Source organism: Kitasatospora albolonga (assembly GCF_039535905.1).
GTDB lineage: Bacteria > Actinomycetota > Actinomycetes > Streptomycetales > Streptomycetaceae > Kitasatospora > Kitasatospora albolonga.
In genome coordinates this window covers 23,208-43,957 of record NZ_BAAAYB010000078.1, presented here as the reverse complement: position 1 = coordinate 43,957, position 20,750 = coordinate 23,208, and the positions used below count along the sequence as shown (strand labels likewise).

16 protein-coding genes and 3 pseudogenes are annotated in these 20,750 nt (G+C 71.6%); 9 read left to right on the top strand and 10 right to left on the bottom strand.

Features of this window, described 5'->3' with window-relative positions; all coding sequences use genetic code 11:
• The 6 genes and pseudogenes from ABD946_RS42800 to ABD946_RS18940 form a co-directional block, all read left to right on the top strand.
• Positions 1-901, top strand: a pseudogene (locus ABD946_RS42800) (PIG-L family deacetylase); the annotation flags it as partial.
• Positions 902-1,036: 135 nt separating this feature from the next.
• A complete protein-coding gene (locus tag ABD946_RS18955; protein WP_345285095.1) occupies positions 1,037-1,456 on the top strand; it encodes an SflA family class IV lanthipeptide in 420 nt (139 codons plus the stop codon).
• Positions 1,381-1,680 (top strand): annotated as a pseudogene (locus ABD946_RS43315) (hypothetical protein); the annotation flags it as partial. The gene ABD946_RS18955 and the pseudogene ABD946_RS43315, both read left to right, overlap by 76 nt.
• A gap of 296 nt (positions 1,681-1,976) precedes the next feature.
• Complete coding sequence (locus tag ABD946_RS18950) at positions 1,977-2,141, top strand: hypothetical protein (RefSeq protein ID WP_345285093.1); 165 nt, start codon at positions 1,977-1,979, stop codon at positions 2,139-2,141.
• Positions 2,142-3,538: 1,397 nt separating this feature from the next.
• Positions 3,539-3,907 (top strand): glycoside hydrolase family protein, encoded by a 369-nt coding sequence (locus ABD946_RS18945; RefSeq protein WP_345285091.1) that lies wholly within the window; start codon positions 3,539-3,541, stop codon positions 3,905-3,907.
• Between the two features lie 84 nt (positions 3,908-3,991).
• Entirely contained in the window at positions 3,992-4,210 is a 219-nt protein-coding gene (locus tag ABD946_RS18940; RefSeq protein WP_345285089.1) for an FmdB family zinc ribbon protein, read from the top strand.
• A 21-nt stretch (positions 4,211-4,231) separates the two neighbouring features.
• Here the strand turns inward: ABD946_RS18940 and ABD946_RS18935 are convergent.
• The 3 genes and pseudogenes from ABD946_RS18935 to ABD946_RS18925 all read right to left on the bottom strand — a co-directional run bounded on the left by ABD946_RS18935 (position 4,232) and on the right by ABD946_RS18925 (position 8,820).
• A pseudogene (locus tag ABD946_RS18935) lies at positions 4,232-5,076 on the bottom strand (HAD family hydrolase).
• A gap of 28 nt (positions 5,077-5,104) precedes the next feature.
• On the bottom strand, positions 5,105-7,606 hold the full coding sequence (locus ABD946_RS18930; protein WP_345285087.1) for a phosphoribosyltransferase: 2,502 nt from the start codon (positions 7,604-7,606) through the stop codon (positions 5,105-5,107).
• A 41-nt stretch (positions 7,607-7,647) separates the two neighbouring features.
• Positions 7,648-8,820 carry an HpcH/HpaI aldolase/citrate lyase family protein gene (locus ABD946_RS18925; protein ID WP_345285085.1) on the bottom strand — a complete coding sequence of 391 codons (1,173 nt, stop codon included), beginning with the start codon at positions 8,818-8,820 and terminating at the stop codon, positions 7,648-7,650.
• A 332-nt stretch (positions 8,821-9,152) separates the two neighbouring features.
• On the opposite strand from ABD946_RS18925, the gene ABD946_RS18920 reads away from it, so the two are divergent.
• Positions 9,153-9,935, top strand: a complete 783-nt coding sequence (locus tag ABD946_RS18920; protein ID WP_345285083.1) for a TerD family protein — start codon at positions 9,153-9,155, stop codon at positions 9,933-9,935.
• A gap of 31 nt (positions 9,936-9,966) precedes the next feature.
• Here ABD946_RS18920 and ABD946_RS18915 read toward each other — a convergent pair whose 3' ends face one another.
• Entirely contained in the window at positions 9,967-10,707 is a 741-nt protein-coding gene (locus ABD946_RS18915; RefSeq protein WP_345285081.1) for a TerD family protein, read from the bottom strand.
• A 223-nt stretch (positions 10,708-10,930) separates the two neighbouring features.
• On the opposite strand from ABD946_RS18915, the gene ABD946_RS18910 reads away from it, so the two are divergent.
• A complete protein-coding gene (locus ABD946_RS18910; RefSeq protein ID WP_345285079.1) occupies positions 10,931-12,010 on the top strand; it encodes a DUF2637 domain-containing protein in 1,080 nt (359 codons plus the stop codon).
• A 72-nt stretch (positions 12,011-12,082) separates the two neighbouring features.
• Here ABD946_RS18910 and ABD946_RS18905 read toward each other — a convergent pair whose 3' ends face one another.
• From ABD946_RS18905 to ABD946_RS18885, 5 genes are all read right to left on the bottom strand, one after another.
• Positions 12,083-13,165 (bottom strand): DUF475 domain-containing protein, encoded by a 1,083-nt coding sequence (locus ABD946_RS18905; RefSeq protein WP_345285077.1) that lies wholly within the window; start codon positions 13,163-13,165, stop codon positions 12,083-12,085.
• A 43-nt stretch (positions 13,166-13,208) separates the two neighbouring features.
• Complete coding sequence (locus ABD946_RS18900) at positions 13,209-13,784, bottom strand: TerD family protein (RefSeq protein ID WP_345285075.1); 576 nt, start codon at positions 13,782-13,784, stop codon at positions 13,209-13,211.
• A 268-nt stretch (positions 13,785-14,052) separates the two neighbouring features.
• Positions 14,053-14,628, bottom strand: a complete 576-nt coding sequence (locus ABD946_RS18895) for a TerD family protein (RefSeq protein WP_345285073.1) — start codon at positions 14,626-14,628, stop codon at positions 14,053-14,055.
• A 141-nt stretch (positions 14,629-14,769) separates the two neighbouring features.
• Positions 14,770-15,228, bottom strand: coding sequence for a peroxiredoxin (locus ABD946_RS18890; RefSeq protein ID WP_345285071.1), 459 nt, complete (start codon positions 15,226-15,228; stop codon positions 14,770-14,772).
• A 236-nt stretch (positions 15,229-15,464) separates the two neighbouring features.
• Positions 15,465-15,902, bottom strand: a complete 438-nt coding sequence (locus ABD946_RS18885) for a DUF3052 domain-containing protein (RefSeq protein ID WP_345285069.1) — start codon at positions 15,900-15,902, stop codon at positions 15,465-15,467.
• Positions 15,903-16,430: 528 nt separating this feature from the next.
• Between ABD946_RS18885 and aceE the strand changes: the two genes are divergently transcribed.
• The gene (gene aceE, locus ABD946_RS18880; protein ID WP_345285067.1) at positions 16,431-19,181 is read left to right on the top strand and encodes a pyruvate dehydrogenase (acetyl-transferring), homodimeric type; all 2,751 of its coding nucleotides are present in this window, start codon (positions 16,431-16,433) and stop codon (positions 19,179-19,181) included.
• A 79-nt stretch (positions 19,182-19,260) separates the two neighbouring features.
• Here the strand turns inward: aceE and wsfD are convergent, their stop codons facing one another.
• Positions 19,261-20,706, bottom strand: a complete 1,446-nt coding sequence (gene wsfD, locus ABD946_RS18875) for a glycan biosynthesis hexose transferase WsfD (protein WP_345285065.1) — start codon at positions 20,704-20,706, stop codon at positions 19,261-19,263.
• Between the last annotated feature and the right edge of the window lie 44 nt (positions 20,707-20,750).

Here is a 20,750-nt window from a genome sequence, read left to right as displayed (position 1 = left end):
CGGCCGTTGACGCCTGATGGCTGTGACACGCATCCGCCGACGACGAGTGCCACGGACGGTGGTGTGCTGGCGCGGCTACGCGGCGGAGGGCATCCGCACCGTGCTCGTCACCTGTACCGACGGCGGCTGCGGCGACGTCCCCGGCGTGTGAGCCGGCGAGCCCGGGCACGACCCGGCGCGGGTGGCGGCCATCCGGAGGAGGAACTCCGGGCCAGCTGCGAGCGTGTTGATTGACATCAGCCACCTGGAGCTGCTGCGCTAGCGCCGACTCCGGAATGATGGGACATGGCGAACAACGAGGGGCGCGCGCCGTTTATATCGTGGTCAGACGCACCGTGGCGGAACGCGAGGCCGCGGGCCGGACTCGCCGAGCTGCAGGTGGAGCAAGTATCACCGCCCGGACGTGACTTGGTGACGTACGACGAGAACGGCTTCTACGGCCACCCCGGACCACATCCAGGCGCACCGGATCCACCATGGCGGCGGTGGAGCTGACCGGCATCCGGCGAAGGTGTACTGAGACCACCATGCCGCGCTCCGGGATGCAGAAGTCGCGGAGGTCGGCGCGAGCTCGCTCGACTGGGAGGAGCCGACCGCTGACGAGGCGTGTCGGAGGAGGGCGCGTGCAGTCCGACTCCCGGAGTATGCACACAGGAGATCGGCTGGCTCCGACGAGGAGATCAAGACCTGGGTGGACACCCGGGAGTACGGCGGCCAGAAGTTCGACTCCACGCTGTCCCGCCCTCCCACGCAGCCAGGGCGAGAACATCTCTCTGTCTCAAGTATGGAAGGTGAGCGTTCACCGAGCTGATGGGCATCGAGACCTCGTCCGCGGTGCAGGCCATCCACCGGGGCGCCTCTGTCCGAGGACGACCTCTTCGCGGGCTGCGCTGACGCGTGACTCGCGCGGACATGCCAGAGCGTGACCGCACGTTCCTTCATCCGACATCGTGACACGCTATCCGTGTGAGCGCAGTGGGGTTTTTTGTGGACCTGACCCCTTGTCAGGTATGCACGCATTCGTACCTACACCTTCGTGAGTATAACAGGAGCCGGCACCAATCCCGGCCGGCGCGCGATCGGTCGCGACAGCGCCGCCGTGCCGGACGCGCGCGCCGAAGACTCTGGTAGGCGTCCATCGTCCACTGCCGTGATCCCCGAAATCCGCGACGCGGGACCCCGCTGTCGGTCGACGACGAGTTCCTCTGCCTTCGAGGACGACGACCGCAGCGACAGCGAGGCCACCGCCTGCCTCGCGGAGCCGTGGTGTGACTGCCACCACGCGCGTGGCGTGCGACTGGAACTCCTGATCGTGGCCGGGTCCACCACCGCCGCCGCGATCCTCGGACGACACCTGGTCGTATCTGACGGACCCGGCGGATGCCGCGGTGGACCATCGGTGGAAACCTGCACGTCTCGGCCCGCCCCGGCGAGCTCGACCTCGTCACCGGGCTGATCCTGCCGGTGCTGCTGCGCCACGTCTGCCACGCCAAGTGGGCCAAGGACCAGGAGACCCCTGCGCAGCCTCAACTCCGGGGTGCTGAGCGCAGGTTCGGTCGGCAAGCGGTCACCGTCTACCCGCGCCGGGGACGGTGCTCCAGCTGCGGACGAGCTCGTCGCCGTACTGGCGCGGCCGGGAGGGCCCGCAGATCGTCAGCGGACCGGGGGTCGACCCGCCACTCGGTCTACTACCGCTACGGTCCCCTTCACCGGCGAGTACCGCACCGGCCGCAACGGCCGGTTGGAGTCCGTGATGACCGGCCCCGACGGCCGGGTCTTCGACGGGCTGGCCACCGCGGCCCTACCGCTGCCCGCCCTGCGCCGAGGACCCTTTCGAGCCAGCGGCCGGGCGACCGTCAACCACCGGACGGGAGACGGCGGGTTCGCGGCGGACGGTACCGCGTCACCGGCGGGATCGCCGCGCAGGCCGCAGGGGAACGTCATACCGCGCCGGAGGACCTCGCCACCGGGCGGCCGTGGTGGTCAAACAGGCGCGGGCGTACGTGGCCGAGGACGAGATCCGGGCGGACGCCCGGGACCGGCTGCGGAACGAGCACGCGGTGCTCATCGCCCTCGACGGCGTGGCGCGTGCCCCGCGCGCTCGCACTACTCCGGCACCGCACCCGACGAGTACCTGGTGACCACAGTTGCGGCGACCGCGACCTGCGGCGGGAGGTCCTGGGCACGGGCCCCGGCACGGGCGCGGGGTGGCCGAGTGGGCGGCGGAGCTGCTGCGGATCCTGGACGAGGTGCACCGCGGGGTGTGGTGGTCGCGACCTCAAGCCGGACAACGTGGTGCTCGACGCCGAAGGCCGGTGCACACGTGGTCGACTTCGGCTATCAGCAGCCGGGACGGCGCGGGACCGGAGGGTGGCAACGCCCGGCTACGGCGCGCCCACCGGGCCCGGCCAGGCGCGGACGACGACTACTACGCACTGGCATGACCCATCGGCTTCGCCGCCACCGACTGGATCCGGTGATCGTCGACCGGCCCCTGCCGTGCGGCGGGAGCGGGACGCTCGAAGGGCTGGCCTGGCGCTGCCCGAGACTGAGCACCGCTGGATCCGGTCGGGTGATACGGGAGTTGACGAGCCCCGACCGGCGGAGCGCGCCGCGCCCGCACGGGCTGCGGAAGGGGCCGCACCGCACGGACCGGGCCGCGCCGCACGACCGGCCGCTGCGGACGGTGGCCCGGCGGCGGGTCGAGGCGGGCCCTGGAGGGGAGATCGTCGAGGCACACACGCCGCCTACTGCACGAGAGGAACTGCGGATCGCGGACCCGGTGCTCTCCGCCCCGCGCGAGCGTCCCGACGCCGGTCGATCGTCTACGGCGGGAGCGCGGGGCTGGGCTGGAACTGCTCCGGCACCTGCACCGCCGGTGTGCGGGAGGCGTGGGCGACCTTGGCCGAGTGGACGGCGCGTCAGGCCGAGCAGCGGGAGCCTGTCGCCGTCCTCTACTCAGGCCGGGCCGGCCGTCGAGCTCTTCCTCGCCGAGTGCGCGCCAGGGGCGCGGGGAGCTGCGCGCGGCGGGAACGACAGCACCTGCGACTGACTGACGGAGCCTCGGTTGCAGGTGAGCCGCCTTCCGATTCGCGTCCCCGGCACGACCGGTCGGTCCTGCCGGCCCACGGGCGTGGACGGCGGGCCGCCGGAGGCCGATCTGTATCGAGGGCGTCGCCGGCATCGGCCCTCGCCCACCTGCTGCTCGACCGCCTCTCCCGCCGACCGGCCACCGGGCCGTGCCGCCGCCTGTGTGCGGATGCTCGCCACCGGCGAGGCCCGGCTGACGCCCGGCGGCCCAAGCCCCGCCCGGGGACGCCGCGCTGCGCACAGGGCCTGGCCCACGGGGACGCGGGCGTCGCGCTCCTCCTCCTGGAGTTCGCGCACGCGACCGGCGACGAGGAGGCCACCGAGCTCGCCCGCCGGGCCTGCGCGGAGCTGGCCGCCGTCACGCCCGCCGTGATCGCGGCGGCGACGGCCCCGGGGGCGACCCGCCGCTACGGCTCCTGGTGCCGGGGGCTGGCCGGGGATCGGGACGGTGCTCCTCCGGGCCGCCGACCGCCTCGGCGAACCGGAGCACCTGACACCCGCCCGCCGGGCCGCCCGCACCGCCGCCGCCCTGGCACCGCGCATGCCGCTGGTCAACCAGTGCTGCGGGCTGGCCGGGGTGGGCGAGCTCCTGGTGGACGTCGCCGTGGCCGCGCAGGATCAGGAGTACTGGGACGCGGCCGAGACCGTCGCCGCGATCATCCTGAGCCGCAGCGGGGGGCCCGCGGAGCGCCCGGTCTTCCCGGACGCCGGGCTGACGCGGCCGAGCGCCACCTGGGCCGGTGGCTCCGCCGGGGTGCTCGGCTTCTTCCGGCGCCTGCACGAGCGGGGCGGCCTCCGCCTCGGCCTGCCCGGTTGACGCCGGGACAACGGAACTGATGCCGGGGCAGCGGAACGGAGAGACGGGCGCGGCCGTGCGGCAGCGAGTGGGTACGCTGCCGTCATGCCTCGTTACGACTTCCGCTGCCGCTCCTGCGGCGACACCTTCGAACTCAGCCGCCCGATGGCGCAGGCCGGCGACCCGGCGGTCTGCCCGCAGGGTCACCAGGACACCGTGAAGCTGCTCTCCGCCGTCGCCGTCACCGGCGCTTCGGGCGGCGGCGCCCCGCAGCAGTCCGCCGGCGGTGGCGGAGGCTGCTGCGGGGGCGGCTGCTGCGGCTGACCGGAGGTCGGCCCGCGGGGCTCAGGCGAGCGCCTGGGCCCCGGCCCGCACCTTGGCCAGGAACTGACGGACGATCTCCTCGCCCGCCGCCACGCCGATCTGGGTGAGCGCCGTGACGCCCGGCGCGGTCCAGCCGCTGTCGGCCAGTTCGCCGTGGCCGGGCCGCCAGCCGTGCTCGGCGGCCAGCAGCAGGTCGGCGTCGAGCAGGGAGTCACCGGCGGAGAGCACGGTGGCGGCGCCGACCCGGCGCTCCACCTCCGCCAGGGCGGCGCTCTTGCTCAGCGGGGCCGGCACCGCGTAGACCTTGCGGCCCTGGAGCGAGACCGACCAGCCGCGCTCGGCGCACCATCCGGTGAGCTCGGCCAGCCAGCCCTCCGGCAGCTGGGCCCGCTCGACCACCAGGTAGGCGAACAGGCCGTCGGCGACCCGCCGCTTGTGGGTCCACTCCGGATCGGCCACCAGCGCGAGGTGCTCGACCACCTCGTCCAGCGGCGAACTCCCCTCCACCAGACGGGACTTCACCTCGGCCTGCCAGTCCTTGTCCGGTACGCCGCCCACCAGCAGCTGCCCGCCGTTGGCGCAGATCGCGTACGGGGGGGACCCAACCGGGCGTCGGGCCGGGCAGGTTGACCCGCTCGTACTGGGCCCGGGTGCGGGTGGTGGCGGGCACGAAGACCGCCTCCTGCACCAGCTCGACCAGCAGCCCGGCGGCCTGCTCCGTCATGAAGGAGAGCGCCTTGCCGTCGTGCACCTCCACCGAGAGCAGGCGGGGGGGCGAGCCGGTCCGGCACGTCCAGGGCCAGGGCCCGGTTGGAGTAGATCAGGGTGCGGTCCAGGTCGCTGGCGACCAGGAACGGACGGTTCATCAGTGCTCCAGTCATCGGTGCGCGGCCCTTACCGCGCTGCCTGGACGGCCGTCGGGCCGTCCGTCCGTACTGCCGTGCCGTCGGCGCCGGTCGCGCCTCGGGTGTACCGGGGGTGGATCAGGCCCACGCAGGAGTACGGCAGGTCGTCCACCTCGTCGACGGGGACGCCCCGCTGCTCCGCCAGCAGGCGGACGTGCTCCAGGTCGGCGCCGGCGCCCTTGCGGGCGAGGATCCGCCAGGGCACCCGGCGCAGCAGGACCCGGGTGGTCTCACCGACGCCGGGCTTGACCAGGTTGACGCTGCCGATGCCGTACTCCTCGCTGATCCGCTCCATCCCGGCCCAGCCGGCCCAGTCCGGGGTGCGGTCCGCCGCCCCGGGCCCGGCGACCAGGTCGAGGGCGGCCGCCTCGGCGGCGGGGCGGACGGCGTCGAAGCGGGCGGCGACCGCGTCCACGAACTCGGCCGAGACGTCGGCTCCGGCCAGCTCGCGGTAGTACTTGGCGCCGTGGAAGTCGTCCGGGCCGATCAGGTCGTCCCGCAGCACGGTGCGCGAGATCAGGCCGGAGACGGTGGAGTTGAGGCAGGCGGAGGGGATCAGGAAGTCGTCCCGGGTGCCGTAGGTGCGCACGCAGCGGCCGGGGTCGGCGAGCACCGCGAGCTCGGGGTTGAAGCCGCTGCCGGCCACGGCGGCGGCGAGTTCGCGGGTGATCGCGCCCTTGCCCGTCCAGCCGTCCACGAAGACCACCTGCGCCGGGTCGTGGTGGGCGGCCAGATAGCGCAGGGCGGTCCGGTCGATCCCCTTGCCCCGGACGATCGAGACCGCGTAGTGCGGGGTGTCCAGCCCGTGCGAGGCGGCGAACCAGCGGCGCAGCAGGATGCCCACCGGCGTGCCGGCCCTGGCCAGCGAGGCGAAGACCAACTCGCGCCCGTCACCGAGCCGTTCGGCCCGCAGCAGCTCGGCGACGGTGCCGACGGCCAGGGCCATCCGGTCCACCGAGGCGGCCAGCGCCTGCCGGTAGAGCTCCTGGTACTCGGCGCTCGGCTGGTACTCGACCGGCAGCGACTCGGCGTAGTGCGCGCCGCCGGACTGCACCGCCTCCTCGCGCTCCTCGGTGGGGGCCTCCAGGGCCACCTCGGAGAGGTCCTTGAGCAGCCAGCGGACGTCCGAGGCGGGGTAGGAGGAGAAGCCGGGGCCGTGCAGCGGGGCGGGGAGGTGCATGGGAGAGCCTTCGGAGGACGGAGCGTTGACCGGCAGGACGGCGAGCACCACCCGGTCGGTGACCAGGCGGAGTTGGGGCAGCAGGCCCCGTCGCAACTCGGCGGTGTCGGCGGGGCCGTCCACCACCAGGACGATGGCGTCGAAGCGGCCCGAACCGTCCGCGCCCGGCGCCACGTTGTAGGCGTAGCGCTCGCCGGGGCCGTCGGCCGGGTCGTCGTGGGCGGGGAAGGCCAGCCGGGTGCGGATCGCGTAGCCGGGGTGGTCCACGGCCAGCACCGGGGAGCGGGTGGTGGTGGAGAACCGGACCTCGGCCTCCAGCAGGTCGTCCAGCGCACCGGCGATCCGCAGTGGCGCGTACATCAGCTCCTCGAAGCCGAGCACCAGAACCCGCTCGGCCCCGTCCAGCGAGGGGGCCAGTGCGGCGGCCAACTCCGGCAGAGCAGCGGACAGTCGACTGGCATGAGCGGGCGAGAATCCATGCCGCCCGCCCTCCGGCAGCCCGGCCGGCCAGGGCAGCGCGACCCGGCTCACGGGCGCGGGGGAGCCGGCCGGCGGCGCGGCCGGGGCGGCGGCCGCGATCAGCTCCGCCGCCCGCCCCAGCACGTCGTCCGGCAGCTCGACGCCGCCCGAGGCGGTGGCCACCACGTCCAGCCGGGCGCCCAGTTCGGCCGCGGCGGCGGCCAGCACGGCGCGGTCCGCCTCGGTGCGCAGGTCCACCAGCGCGACCACCACGTAGTGGCTCCGCGGGTGCCGGGCGTGCAGGGCGCGGACGGTGTTGAGGACCGTGCGCCCGGTGGAGAACTCGTCGTCCACCAGGACCAGCGGACCGTCCCCGCGCAGGAAGTCCGGGTCGGCCGGGAGCAGCAGGTGGGAGGTGGCGTGCGAGTGCTCCTCCTCGAAGCCGCCGACCGGGGCGACGCCCGCCACCGGCCGCCGGGTGGAGTGCAGGTACGGGGCGCCGAGGCCGTCGGCCACGCTGTGGCCGAGCGCCGTCGCGGTCTCCGCGTAGCCGAGCACCACCGCCCGCGAGGCGGCCTCGTCCCCCAGCAACTCCCTTACCCGCAGGCCGAGTTCGAGCCCGGCTCCGTGCACCACGGCGGGCCGCTGCGGCACGTGCTTGCCGAGCACCCGGGAGACCAGCAGGTGGGCCCGCTTGGGGTTCTCCCGCAGCGCCAGGCCGATCAGCCCGGGCAGCTCGGGCGAGCCGGTGAGCCGCAGCCCGAGCCGCTCGGTGACCCACTCGCCGGACCACACGGCCGCCTCACCGGACCACGCGCCGGCCTGTGCCTGATTTCCCTGCTGAACTGCCAAGACTCCTGCTTCCGTTGTGCATGTGACGCGAGACCGCGAGCTCAGGGGCAGAGGCTCGCCCCGAGCAGCTCGGCGAAGCTGACCTCCGGCCGGGCCACCCCGAAGACCTGGGCCCGCAGCAGCACCCGCTCGGCCCAGGCCCGGTGCGGCTTGGCCTCGTTCATCTTGTTGGTGTACGCCGAGCGCAGCACCCCTCCCCCGCCCAGGCTCTGCTGGAGGATGTCCTGCGCGTCGGAGTACTCCTCGTGGGTGACCACCGAGAGCGCGTGCACCGCCGGGACGTGGCTGGGGTGGATGCAGGTCTTGCCCAACAGGCCGTTGGCGCGGTCGAGTTCGATCTCGCGGAGCAGCCCGTCCAGGTCGTGCTCGATGATCCGCTGCCGCAGCGCCTCGGCCGGCGGCTGGGCCTCCACGAAGGGGGTGCGGCGCAGCTGCGGCTTGAACATCCGCTCCTGCACCGGGAAGTACTCCCAGACCGGCCCGGTGACGGTGTACCCGGTGCCGTCGGCGCGGCCGAGCACGTTCACCACGTCCCCGATCACCCCGGCCACCAGGGCGACGTCGTAGGCGGTCAGGTCGGGCGAGCGGCGCAGCCCGTACGCCGAGCAGAGGTCGGTGACGCCGAGCCGGACCGCCAGCACCCGCTCGCGGTGCTTCTCCAGCAGCCGGGATATGCCGAACAGCTGGTCCCGGCGGCTCTCCAGGTGGGCCAGCTCGGGGGACTCCAGCACGGGCATCGCGAAGAGCCGCTGCCCCGAGCTCTCCGAGGCGGCCGCCAGCGCCTCCAGGAAGGGCCCGCCGCTCTCCTCGGTGAACTTGGGCAGCACGTACCCGGAGACCAGCGCGGCGGCCGGGCCGAGGCGCGCGGTGAGGTCGGTGACCTGCTCGGGGGTGCGGACCCGGACGAACAGCAGCGGCAGACCGGCCCCGCCGTCGGCGTGCAGCTGCGCCAACTGGGTGACGAGGTTGGCCTCCGCCGCGACCACCTCGTGGTCGGCTATCGCGTCCTCCAGGCAGAGCACCATCGAGACCACGCCCTTGGCCGCCTGCTTGCGCACGTCGGCCGCCAGCGCGGGCCGGGTGGCGGGGCTGTAGAGGGTCGCGCCGAGCGCGGTGGAGAGCAGCTCGGCGGGGCTGTCGCGGTGGAATTCCCCGGGCTGTTCCAGGAAGAGCCGGCCGCGGTCGGCTGCGGCGAGATGGCCGAAGTGGCGCATGGTGCTCTCCCGTGGGGCGCTGAGGTGGGTGGCGTGGGCTTCTCTGGATAGACGGACGGGCCGTCCCGATGGTTCGCAGGACGGCTCGGGGCCGCCCGTGGGAGGGCGGACCGGAACGGTGGGAGGTCGGGGAAGGCCGGGCGCCGATGCGACGGTGGGTCGGCGTGCCGTAGGCGGCCCATGGTACGGGTGATTCCGATCTTCCTGACCACCTGAAACGTCGAATTCTCGGAAGATTACCGTCCGCGTCACATCTCGCCACCGTCCCGGAACGGGCCCGGGTTGACAGCCGCGTTGTCCACAACGGTCGGGAAGCGGCAGGATGGTCCGTCATGACGCACCTGATGGCCAAGGGGGCCAACATCTCACTGGCGGCCGCCGGCGTCCGCGCGGTGCTCCGCTGGACCACCGGTCCGGGCGCGCCGGACGTGGACGCCTCGGCGCTGCTGGTCGGCGCGGACGGGCTCGTCCGCACCGACGCCGACTTCGTCTTCTACAACCAGCCCCGGCACCCCAGCGGTCTGGTCCGCCATCTGCGCAAGCAGAGCAGCGGGGAGGAGGTGGCCGACACCGTCGAGGTCGAGCTGTCCCAACTCCCGGCGGACGTCCACCGGGTGGTGCTGGCCGGCTCCGCCGAGGGCGGCCCGGTCTCGGTCCTCGACGACCTCCGGATCCAGCTGCACGACATGGAGGCGCCGGCCGGCACCCCGCCGATCGCCGAGTTCGTGCTCACCGACGTCGAGGAGGTCACCGCCCTGGTGGCCGCCGAGCTCTACCGCCGCGGCGGCGGCTGGAAGTTCCGCGCGATCGGCCAGGGCTACGCCAGCGGCCTGGTCGGGCTGGCCACCGACTACGGCATCACCGTGGAGGACGGGGCCGCCCACGCCCCCGCGGTGCCGCCGACCGTGCACACCCTGGAGACGCCCGCCACCGCCCCGGAGCCGGGCACCTACACCCTGATCCCGGCGGCGCCCCAGCAGCCCCAGCAGCAGGTCGCGCAGCAGCCGCAGCAGCCCGTGACCCCGCCCCCGCCGCCGTCCTACCGCCCGGACTACGGCTACCCGCCGCCGTTCGCGCTCCCGCCGCAGGGGCCGCAGTTCCAGCCGCGGCCCTGAAGCCCGACCCTGAAGCCCCGCCCCTGAAGCCTCAGCCCTGCGGGGTGTCCGCCTTGTAGCCGCGCTGCCACTGCATCCCGAACCCGTACAGCCGGTCCAGGTCGGACTGGAAGCCGTGCACGTACCGGACCTCCCGACGGACCGTCAACTGGCCGTCCCCGGTGTTCTCGATCAGCACCACCGCGCACGAACGGGCCGCCGCCGCCCGCTCGTCCAGCTTGATCTCCAGCCGGGGGCCGGTCTGCGGCACGATCGTCACGGTCGCGTGCGTCCGGTCGAAGGCCGGGGTGTCGTCGTAGATGTAGACGAAGATGAGCAGCCGCCGGAACTGGTCCTTCTTCTCCAGGTTGATGTACATCGTCTCGCCGGACGGCGCCCCGTAGACGTCGTCCCCGCTGAGCTTGATGAACGGCGGCTTCTGCAGGTCGCCGAAGTACTTGCCGAGCGGCTGCACCACCCCCCGCGTCCCGTCGGTGAGTTCGTACATGCAGGCCAGGTCGAGGTCGACGTTCAGCTGCGGCCGGGAGTGGCTGTCCGGCTCCATCGGGCGCAGGATGCTGGGGCTGAACAGCCGCCGCAGGGTGGAGCCGCCCGCGCCGGCCGCCTCCGCGGTCCGGGTGGTCCAGTGCAGGTTGACGTACAGGTACCCCGTGGTCGCGGCCGGGCCGGTGAGGGCGTGCTGCGGCTGCGCCTTGGTCAGGGTGATCTTGTACTGGTTCCCGGTGTCGAAGCCGGTACGGTCCTTGCGCAGGTAATCCCAGAACGAGACCATCCGTGTGTCCCTCCCCCAAGCGGCCAGCCAAACCTACCGGACCAGTACCCCGATCGGGGGCGGAAGACCCCGCGTGTCACTGTCGCCGACGGATAGTCACCTCCCGTACCATGCACGACTTCTGGGCACGGTATCGTTCCCCCGCACACGTGTACCTGCCGTCCGTACCCCTCCGTACCCGGACGGCTGACCCGACCTGCGGAAGCCGAGGCCCACGCCCCCGATGAACCTCTCCTCCATACAACTGGTCTGGGCCGTAGTCGGCGGCGCGGCCCTGCTGTTCACCGCACTGCTGGTCGCAGCGCTGCGGTTCAAGAACAACTCCGTCAAGACCGACGAGACCTCCGACTCCTGGGAGCGCAGCGAGGAGCGGCGCCGCCGCAAGGAGATGGTCTACGGGATCTCCTCCTACGTGCTGCTGTTCTGCTGCGCGGGCGTGGCGGCGGCCCTCTCCTTCCACGGCCTGGTCGGCTTCGGCAAGGAGAACCTCGGCCTCTCCGGCGGCTGGGAGTACCTGGTGCCGTTCGGTCTGGACGGCGCCGCGATGTTCTGCTCGGTGCTCGCCGTCCGCGAGGCCAGCCACGGTGACGCCGCGCTCGGCTCCCGCCTGCTGGTCTGGGTCTTCGCCATCGCCTCCGCCTGGTTCAACTGGGTGCACGCGCCGCGCGGCGGCGGCCACGACGGCGCCCCGGAGTTCTTCTCGGGCATGTCGATCTCGGCCGCGATCCTCTTCGACCGCGCGCTGAAGCAGACCCGCAAGGCCGCCCTGCGCGAGCAGGGCCTGGTGCCCCGCCCGCTGCCGCAGATCCGCATCGTGCGCTGGCTGCGCGCCCCCCGCGAGACCTACGCCGCCTGGTCGCTGATGCTGCTGGAGAACGTCCGCAGCCTGGACGAGGCGGTCGACGAGGTGCGCGAGGAGCGCCAGGCCAAGATGGACGCCAAGCTGCGCGCCCGCAGCGCGGACCGGCGCGAGCGCGCCGAGCTGAAGGCGATCTCCCGCTCCTCCGGCGGCGTGCTGGGCCGCGGCCGGGGCGGCCGCCAGGTGCCCGCGCTCACCTCGGGGGCCGGCGACGGCCAGGCCGCTACGGAGCCTGCGCTAGACGATGACCCCATGACGAAGGTCGGCCCCTCCGCCCTGGAGCCGGCCGCGCTGAACCCGGGCCGCCGCCCGCGCGCCGCGGTGGAGTCCTACTCCTCCTCCGTCGACCTGACCACCGAGGACGACACCCTGTCGATGCCGAAGCTGGACACCTTCGACACCCTGGAGCGCAAGCTCCGGGCGATCGAGCAGCGCCTCGGCTGACGCACCACCAGCAGGTACGCCGAAGGCCCCCGGTCCGCACGGACCGGGGGCCTTCGGCGTACTGACGGCGGATCAGGAGGACGGGGCGTCCTGCAGCTCCGCCTCCTTCTTGTTCCGGTACACCGAGGAGGCGAACGCCGCCGCGATGAAGGCGACGCCGATCAGGCCGGTGACGATCTCCGGGATGTGGTACTCGATCCCGACCAGCAGGATCACCGCCAGCACGCCGATCGCGTAGTGCGCGCCGTGCTCCAGGTAGACGTAGTCGTCCAGGGTGCCCTTGCGGACCAGGTAGACGGTGAGCGAGCGGATGTACATCGCGCCGATGCCCAGGCCCAGCATGATCATGAAGATGTTCTGGGTGATGGCGAAGGCGCCGACCACGCCGTCGAAGGAGAACGACGCGTCGAGGACCTCGAGGTAGAGGAAGAGGAAGAACGCGGCCCGGCCGCCGACCTGGACGATCGACTTGCCGGACTTCTCGGCCTCCTCCTCGGCCTCGGCGTCCTCCTCCAGGCGGTTCTCGAAGACGCTGGAGAGGCCGTTCACGGCCAGGTAGGTGGCCAGGCCCAGGATGCCCGCGAGCAGCACCGTCTCGGCGTTGTCACCGGCGAACAGGTTGGCCGCCACCGCGATGGTGATCAGGGCGATCAGCGAGGAGAACGCGTCCAGCTTGCCGATCTTCTCCAGCGGGCGCTCCAGCCAGCCCAGCCAGTTGAAGTCCTTCTCCTCCAGGATGAAGTCGAGGAAGATCATCAGCAGGAAGATGCCACCGAAGGCGGCGATGGCCGGGTTGGCCATCTCCAGGTACTCGCCGTAGGTGTGACCGTCGAAGGTCTTGCCCTCGTTGAGCGCGAGGTCGATCACGGTCATCGGGCCGAGGTGGGCGGTCAGGCCGACCACCAGCAGCGGGAAGACCAGCCGCATGCCGAAGACCGCGATCAGGATGCCGACCGTCAGGAAGATCTTCTGCCAGTACGGGTTCATCCGCTTCAACACGGTGGCGTTGACCACCGCGTTGTCGAAGGAGAGGGAGATCTCCAGGATCGAGAGGATCAGCACGATGCCGAAGCCCTCCCACCCCCAGAGCAGGCCGGCGGCGACCAGGCCGGCGGCGGTGATGCCGAACGACCAGCCGAATGTACGGAGGACCACGGAAGTTGACTGCCTTTCGAAACGGGTTGGGTGCGGGCTGCCGCTACTGGACGTTGACGCCGAAGTCGAGCGCGATGCCCCGCAGGCCGGAGGCGTACCCCTGGCCGACGGCGCGGAACTTCCACTCGCCCTGGTAGCGGTAGAGCTCACCGAAGATCATCGCCGTCTCGGTGGAGGCGTCCTCGGAGAGGTCGTAGCGGGCGATCTCCTGACCGTCCGCGGTGTTCACCACCCGGATGTAGGCGTTGGAGACCTGGCCGAAGTTCTGCAGCCGGGTCTCGGCGTCGTAGATCGAGACCGCGAAGACGACCTTGTCGATGGTGGCGGGCACCAGCTCCAGGTTGACCACCACGACCTCGTCGTCACCGTCGCCGTCACCGGTCAGGTTGTCGCCCTGGTGCTCGACCGAGCCGTCCGGGCTGCGCAGGTTGTTGTAGAAGACGAAGTGCGCGTCGTCCGGCACCCGGCCGCCGGCGCAGAGCAGCGCACTGGCGTCGAGGTCGAAGGCGGCACCCGTGGTCGAGCGCGCGTCCCAGCCCAGGCCGATGTGGACCTGCGTCAGGTTCGGCGCGGCCTTGGTCAGCGAGACGTTGCCACCCTTGGCCAGCGAGACACTCATGTACTTCCTCCCAGTCCCCCGTCACCGGGGCTACTGCCACGGCCGGCGCCCCACCTCAGGGGTCGTGAACCCCCCAGGTGTACGCCCCCGCAGCCCGTTCCGGGCCGTTGCGGCCCGCTGAACTTGCTGAACTCTCGTCAGCCCCCGCCGCCCACAACGGCGAAGGCCGGGGTCGGACGGAGCAGTGCAGCTCCGTCCGACCCCGGCCTCCCAGCCTATTCACCCCGGCGGGGCGTCACACAGGCACCCCGAGAACCCGGGCGGAGCGTCAGACGTTGACCCCGAAGTCCTGGGCGATGCCGCGCAGGCCCGAGGCGTAGCCCTGGCCCACGGCACGGAACTTCCACTCCGCGCCGTTGCGGTACAGCTCGCCGAAGACCATGGCGGTCTCGGTCGAGGCGTCCTCGGAGAGGTCGTAGCGGGCGATCTCGGCGCCGCCGGCCTGGTTCACCACCCGGATGAAGGCGTTGCGGACCTGGCCGAAGTTCTGCTGGCGGTTCTCGGCGTCGTAGATCGAGACCGGGAAGTTGATCCGCTGCACGTCGGCCGGGACGCCGGCCAGGTTGACCTTGATCTGCTCGTCGTCGCCCTCGCCCTCGCCGGTGGTGTTGTCACCGGTGTGCTCGACGGAGCCGTCGGCGCTCTTGAGGTTGTTGAAGAAGACGAAGTTGCCGTCCGAACCGACCTTGCCCTGGTCGTTCAGGAGCAGCGCGCTGGCGTCCAGGTCGAAGTCCGTGCCGGTGGTGGTGCGGACGTCCCAGCCGAGGCCGATGATGACGGCGGTCAGACCGGGCGCCTCCTTGGTGAGCGAGACGTTGCCGCCCTTGCTGAGGCTGACACCCACGAGGTCCTCCAAATGCGCTGATGGTGTTTCACTTCTCCCAACGGCCCGATCGTAGTGCCGGGTTCCCCTCGTCGGGCAGTGACGGGACCGGCCCGGCCGACTTTCGTCGGACCGGGCCGGTGCCTCAGCGCTGGCGGGGCGTCAGAGCGCGTCCACCGCGGCCAGGTACGCCTGCTCGTCGCGGGCGTCCGGGAGGCCGTTGACGACCGACCAGCGGACCACGCCCTCCTTGTCGATGACGAAGGTGCCGCGCACCGCGCAGCCCTTCTCCTCGTCGAAGACGCCGTAGGCCCGGGAGACCTCGCCGTGCGGCCAGAAGTCCGAGAGCAGCGGGTACTCCAGGTTCTCCTGCTCGGCGAAGACCCGGAGGGTGAACGGCGAGTCGTTGGAGACCGCGAGCACCTGGACCGCGTCGTTCTGCAGGCGCGGCAGCTCCTTCTGGATCGCGCAGACCTCGCCGGTGCAGACACCGGTGAACGCGAACGGGTAGAAGACCAGGACCACGTTCTTCTCGCCGCGGAAGTCGGAGAGCTTCACGAGCTCGCCGTGCTGGTTCTTCAGCTCGAAGTCCGGAGCCTGGGTGCCTACCTCGATGGCCATCCGGCCCTCCCTCTGGTTCGAAATCCACGGCCGCCGCACCGACCGGGGCGGCCACACCGGCATCCTCGCATCCGATCGGGCCGGTTCCGCCGTACGAGTGAGCCGAGTTCGCCGAACCCACCCCGATTTCGCCCTGGGTGAACACGGGGCTGGACGGCCGGCACAAGCCTGGGCGGGAAACGGACGGGCCCCACTGGAGCTTCCTCCAGCGGGGCCCGTCACGGGTGCTTCCCGGGTCAGCGCTTGCCCTGCTTCGCGGCCTTCGGGGTGGCCAGGCGGGTGCCCGCCCAGTCCTTGGCGATCGCCACCGAGCTGGTCTGCGAGAGGCCGGCGGTCCGCGCCGCGTCGGCGATCTCGTCCGGCTTCACGTAGCCGTCACGGCCGGTCTTGGGCGTCAGCAGCCAGATCAGGCCGCCCTCGGCCAGGTACTCCAAGGCGTCGACGAGGGCGTCCGTCAGGTCCCCGTCCTCCTCGCGGTGCCACAGCAGGATGCCGTCGGCGACATCGTCGTAGTCCTCGTCGACGAGCTCCGTACCGGTGATGTCCTCGATGCCCTCGCGGAGATCCTGGTCAGTGTCTTCGTCGTACCCGAGCTCCTGGACGATCTGGCCCTCTTCGAAGCCGAGTCGCTGCGCCGGGTTGGACTTGTCCGCGGGGTCCGCGGTCGCGCTCACGGGAATAACCTCCAGTATTCGGCTCGGCGTCCATGCCGAGGCTTGGCCGTAGTCCACACGGGAGTGGCGGTTAGCGCAAGTACCCGCTCGCCCATCCCACCCAAAGGTTGACGCCTACGAGCGGAACACGCCCGGCGAGAGTGTCAGGAATCACACCGATTTGCCCTTTTCTGTAGCGGTCGAGGATGCTGCGGGGCGACAGGCGCGCGAACCGCGAAGATGACCGAGATACGAACGTCATTCGGGGTACGCACCCGTGCGGGCGTAAAGTCTCCTGTTGGCCCTCACCCCGGACGGCCGCCATCGGTCGACCGGGTGCCTGGAAGAGATTTCAGGACAAGGTCGGACCACCTCTTCGTACCACCCGATGGCGCGCACCAGGGGCAAGGAAGCCTCGCGAGCCATCCGGCCGGCCCGCTGACCAGGCGGAACGGTTACCCATCGGTAGATATGACGGATCTCCCGGACGCGGTACACGATGGAGGCGGCGCGACACACCTCAGTTTCGACCGACAGTGAAGGAACAGCGTGGCTTCCGGATCAGATCGCAACCCGATCATCATTGGCGGCCTTCCGAGTCAGGTCCCGGACTTCGACCCCGAGGAGACCTCGGAGTGGCTCGAGTCCCTTGACGCGGCCATCGACGAGCGGGGACGCGAGCGCGCCCGCTACCTGATGCTCCGTCTGATCGAGCGCGCCCGCGAGAAGCGTGTCGCCGTGCCCGAGATGCGCAGCACGGACTACGTCAACACCATCGCCACCAAGGACGAGCCGTTCTTCCCCGGCAACGAGGAGATCGAGCGCAAGGTCCTGAACGCGACCCGTTGGAACGCGGCGGTGATGGTCTCCCGGGCCCAGCGCCCGGGCATCGGGGTCGGTGGCCACATCGCCACCTTCGCCTCCTCCGCGTCGCTCTACGACGTCGGCTTCAACTACTTCTTCCGGGGCAAGGACGCCGACGGCGAGTCCGGCGACCAGATCTTCTTCCAGGGTCACGCCTCCCCCGGCATCTACGCCCGGGCCTTCCTGCTGGACCGACTGTCCGAACAGCAGCTGGACTCCTTCCGCCAGGAGAAGTCCAAGGCGCCGTACGGCCTCTCCAGCTACCCGCACCCGCGGCTGATGCCGGACTTCTGGGAGTTCCCCACCGTCTCGATGGGCCTCGGCCCGCTCGGTGCGATCTACCAGGCCCGGATGAACCGCTACCTGGAGCACCGCGGCATCAAGGACACCTCCTCCTCGCACGTCTACGCCTTCCTCGGCGACGGCGAGATGGACGAGCCCGAGTCGCTCGGCCAGCTCTCGCTGGCCGCCCGCGAGGGCCTGGACAACCTGACCTTCGTGGTCAACTGCAACCTGCAGCGCCTCGACGGCCCGGTCCGCGGCAACGGCAAGATCATCCAGGAGCTGGAGTCGCAGTTCCGCGGCGCCGGCTGGAACGTCATCAAGCTGATCTGGGACCGCAGCTGGGACCCGCTGCTGGCCCAGGACCGCGACGGCGTCCTGGTGAACAAGCTGAACACCACGGTGGACGGCCAGTTCCAGACCTACGCCACCGAGACCGGTGCGTACATCCGCGAGCACTTCTTCGGCGGTGACCTGCGGCTGCGCCAGATGGTCGAGAACATGTCCGACCAGCAGATCCAGCACCTGGGTCGCGGCGGCCACGACCACGCCAAGGTCTACGCGGCGTTCAAGGCGGCCCGCGAGCACGTCGGCCAGCCGACCGTGATCCTGGCCCAGACCGTCAAGGGCTGGACCCTCGGTCCGAACTTCGAGGGCCGCAACGCGACCCACCAGATGAAGAAGCTGACGGTCGAGGACCTCAAGCGCTTCCGTGACCGCCTGCACATCCCGATCACGGACAAGCAGCTCGAGGAGGGCTACCCGCCCTACTACCACCCGGGCAAGGACTCCGAAGAGATCCAGTACATGCACGACCGGCGCAAGGAGCTGGGCGGCTACGTGCCGACCCGCAAGGTGCGCCCGCGTCAGCTGGAGCTCCCGGGCGACGACGCCTACAAGGCGGTCAAGAAGGGCTCGGGCAACCAGACCATCGCGACCACGATGGCCTTCGTCCGCGTCCTCAAGGACCTGATGCGGGACAAGGGCATCGGCAACCGCTTCGTGCCGATCGCGCCGGACGAGTACCGCACCTTCGGCATGGACTCGCTCTTCCCGTCCGCCAAGATCTACAACCCGCTCGGCCAGACCTACGAGTCGGTCGACCGCGAGCTGCTGCTGGCGTACAAGGAGTCCCCGACCGGCCAGATGCTGCACGACGGCATCTCCGAGGCCGGCTGCACCGCCTCGCTGATCGCCGCCGGTTCGTCCTACGCGACGCACGGCGAGCCGCTGATCCCGGTCTACGTCTTCTACTCGATGTTCGGGTTCCAGCGCACGGGTGACCAGTTCTGGCAGATGGCCGACCAGCTGTCCCGCGGCTTCGTGATCGGCGCCACCGCGGGCCGCACCACGCTGACCGGTGAGGGCCTCCAGCACGCGGACGGCCACTCGCACCTGCTGGCCTCGACCAACCCCGGCGTGGTGGCCTACGACCCGGCCTACGGGTACGAGATCGCGCACATCATGCAGGACGGCATCAAGCGGATGTACGGCTCCTCGGCCGAGCACCCGCACGGCGAGGACGTGTTCTACTACGTCACCGTCTACAACGAGCCGATCAAGATGCCGGCCGAGCCGGAGAACGTCGACGTCGACGGCATCCTCAAGGGCATCTACAAGCTCAACGAGGGCGAGGCCGGCCAGATCCCGGCGCAGATCCTCGCCTCCGGCGTGGCCGTGCCGTGGGCCCTGGAGGCCCAGCGGATCCTGGCCGAGCAGTGGAACGTCAAGGCCGCGGTGTGGTCGGCGACCTCCTGGAACGAGCTGCGCCGCGACGCGGTGGAGACCGAGGAGTTCAACCTGCTGCACCCGGAGGAGCCGCAGCGCGTCCCGTACGTGACGCAGAAGCTCCAGGGCGCCGAGGGCCCGTTCGTCGCCGTCTCCGACTGGATGCGCGCGGTGCCGGACCAGATCTCGCGCTGGGTGCCGGGCGTCTACCAGTCGCTGGGTGCCGACGGCTTCGGCTTCGCCGACACCCGTGGTGCGGCCCGCCGCTTCTTCCACATCGACGCCGAGTCGATCGTGCTGGGCGTGCTGACCGAGCTGGCCAAGCAGGGCAAGATCGACCGCTCCGCCCTGAAGGACGCGATCGACCGCTACCAGCTGCTCGACGTCACCGCGGCCGACCCGGGCCACGCGGGCGGCGACGCCTGACCGCTCCGGTGAGCTGAAGCGACCGAAGGGCCGGACACTCCTGACGGAGCGTCCGGCCCTTCGGCGTGTCGACGGGGCGTCAGGAGCCGGCCGTGACCAGGTCCCCGCGGTCCCGTGCCCCGGCCTCCTCCCGCTCCGGCGCGGACGGGGCGGGCTCGGCGGGGGCGGCCAGCACCGCCGCTGCGGCCAGCACGAAGGCCAGGCCGGTGGCGAAGATGCCGAAGATCAGGTGCTTGGTGTTCTCGATCGCCTCGCCGTACATGGCGGTGACGAACTGGGTCGCGGTGGCCCCGGCCAGGCAGATCATCATGGCGAGGAAGGCCTGACGGCGCGGGTTGCCCCGGCTGCGGCGCAGCCACCCGGCACCGGCCAGCGCGAGCGCTGCCTGCAGGCCGAGCACCCAGCCGCCCCCGAGGGTGTGGAGGAAGCCGGTGTAGAGGGCCAGGCGGTGCTCCTGGGCCCCGGCCGGCTTCCCGGCCGACACGGGGTAGGAGCCGAGGTTGTCCGGCCGGGCGGCGGCGAAGTCGTCCAGGCCGCCGCGGGCGATCCGCAGGGCGACGCCCGGGTGCTCGGCCAGGTAGCCGGCGATGTTGGCGTAGGTGATGCAGTCCCGGACCTCGGGCCAGCGCGGGTCCTTCTGGGCCGCCTTCTCCCCCCACCAGTTCAGGCCGGCGTACTGGCCGAAGTCGGCCGGCAGGCCGAGCTCGACCGCGTCCTTGGCCGGATCGGGGCTCTTGCCCATGATGCCGACGAAGATCACCTCGGTGCGGTTGATCTCCTTGAACGCCTCCATCTGGTACATCAGCGTGTGCGTACCGGCCGCGCCGATCAACAGGGCCGCGGCCAGCGGGAGCACCCGGGCCGAGAACCGGCCGGTCAGGCGGGCCACCGGTACCTTGCAGAACAGCAGCAGGGCCAGCAGCGGCACGGCCATGGTCAGCGCCTGCATCTTGGAGGCCACCAGGACGACCGATCCGGCGGTGAAGACCAGCAGCCCCAGCAGCCGGGCCCGCCCCGCACCGCCGAGGTGGACGGCTCCGGCCGTGGCGAACAGCAGCCCTGTCAGCCCGGCCAGCTCGCTGTACGGCGTGGCCGCGTAGCCCGCCACCACCGAGTCGCCGACCACCAGGAACAGGGCCGCGCAGACCAGCAGGCGCAGCACCAGGCGACCGCGCAGCGCCACCGCGAAGACCGCGAAGGCCAGGCCGACCAGGGCGCACCAGAGCAGCGCCTGGGCCCTCAGGTCGATCTCCCCCGGGTAGCCCAGCAGGTGGCTGAGCGGACGGGCCAGCATGGGCATCAGCTTGCCGCTGCCCGGGTAGGTGTTCTCCGGCGTGCAGGCCTCCGGCTTGGCCTGGTCGTAGCGGAAGTTGGCCCACTTGAACCACCACCAGGAGCCCTCGTCCAGGTGCACGCTGGTGTCGACGGCGCACATCCGGTACGGCCCGTCGCCGTTGTCGGCCATCCCGATCGGCCCGCCGTGGAAGATCCGGAAGACCATCGCCGCGGTCGCGGCCAGACCCACCAGGGGACCGAACACCCACCACCGGCCGAACAGGGCCGCCGCGC

Coding starts and splice junctions, on each gene's coding strand:
- ABD946_RS18910 (WP_345285079.1), top strand. CDS start 10,931: ATGAACCTCTCCTCCATACAACTGGTCTGGGCCGTAGTCGGCGGCGCG.
- ABD946_RS18890 (WP_345285071.1), bottom strand. CDS start 15,228: ATGGCCATCGAGGTAGGCACCCAGGCTCCGGACTTCGAGCTGAAGAAC.
- ABD946_RS18925 (WP_345285085.1), bottom strand. CDS start 8,820: ATGCGCCACTTCGGCCATCTCGCCGCAGCCGACCGCGGCCGGCTCTTC.
- ABD946_RS18900 (WP_345285075.1), bottom strand. CDS start 13,784: ATGAGTGTCTCGCTGGCCAAGGGTGGCAACGTCTCGCTGACCAAGGCC.
- ABD946_RS18915 (WP_345285081.1), bottom strand. CDS start 10,707: ATGGTCTCGTTCTGGGATTACCTGCGCAAGGACCGTACCGGCTTCGAC.
- ABD946_RS18920 (WP_345285083.1), top strand. CDS start 9,153: ATGACGCACCTGATGGCCAAGGGGGCCAACATCTCACTGGCGGCCGCC.
- ABD946_RS18940 (WP_345285089.1), top strand. CDS start 3,992: ATGCCTCGTTACGACTTCCGCTGCCGCTCCTGCGGCGACACCTTCGAA.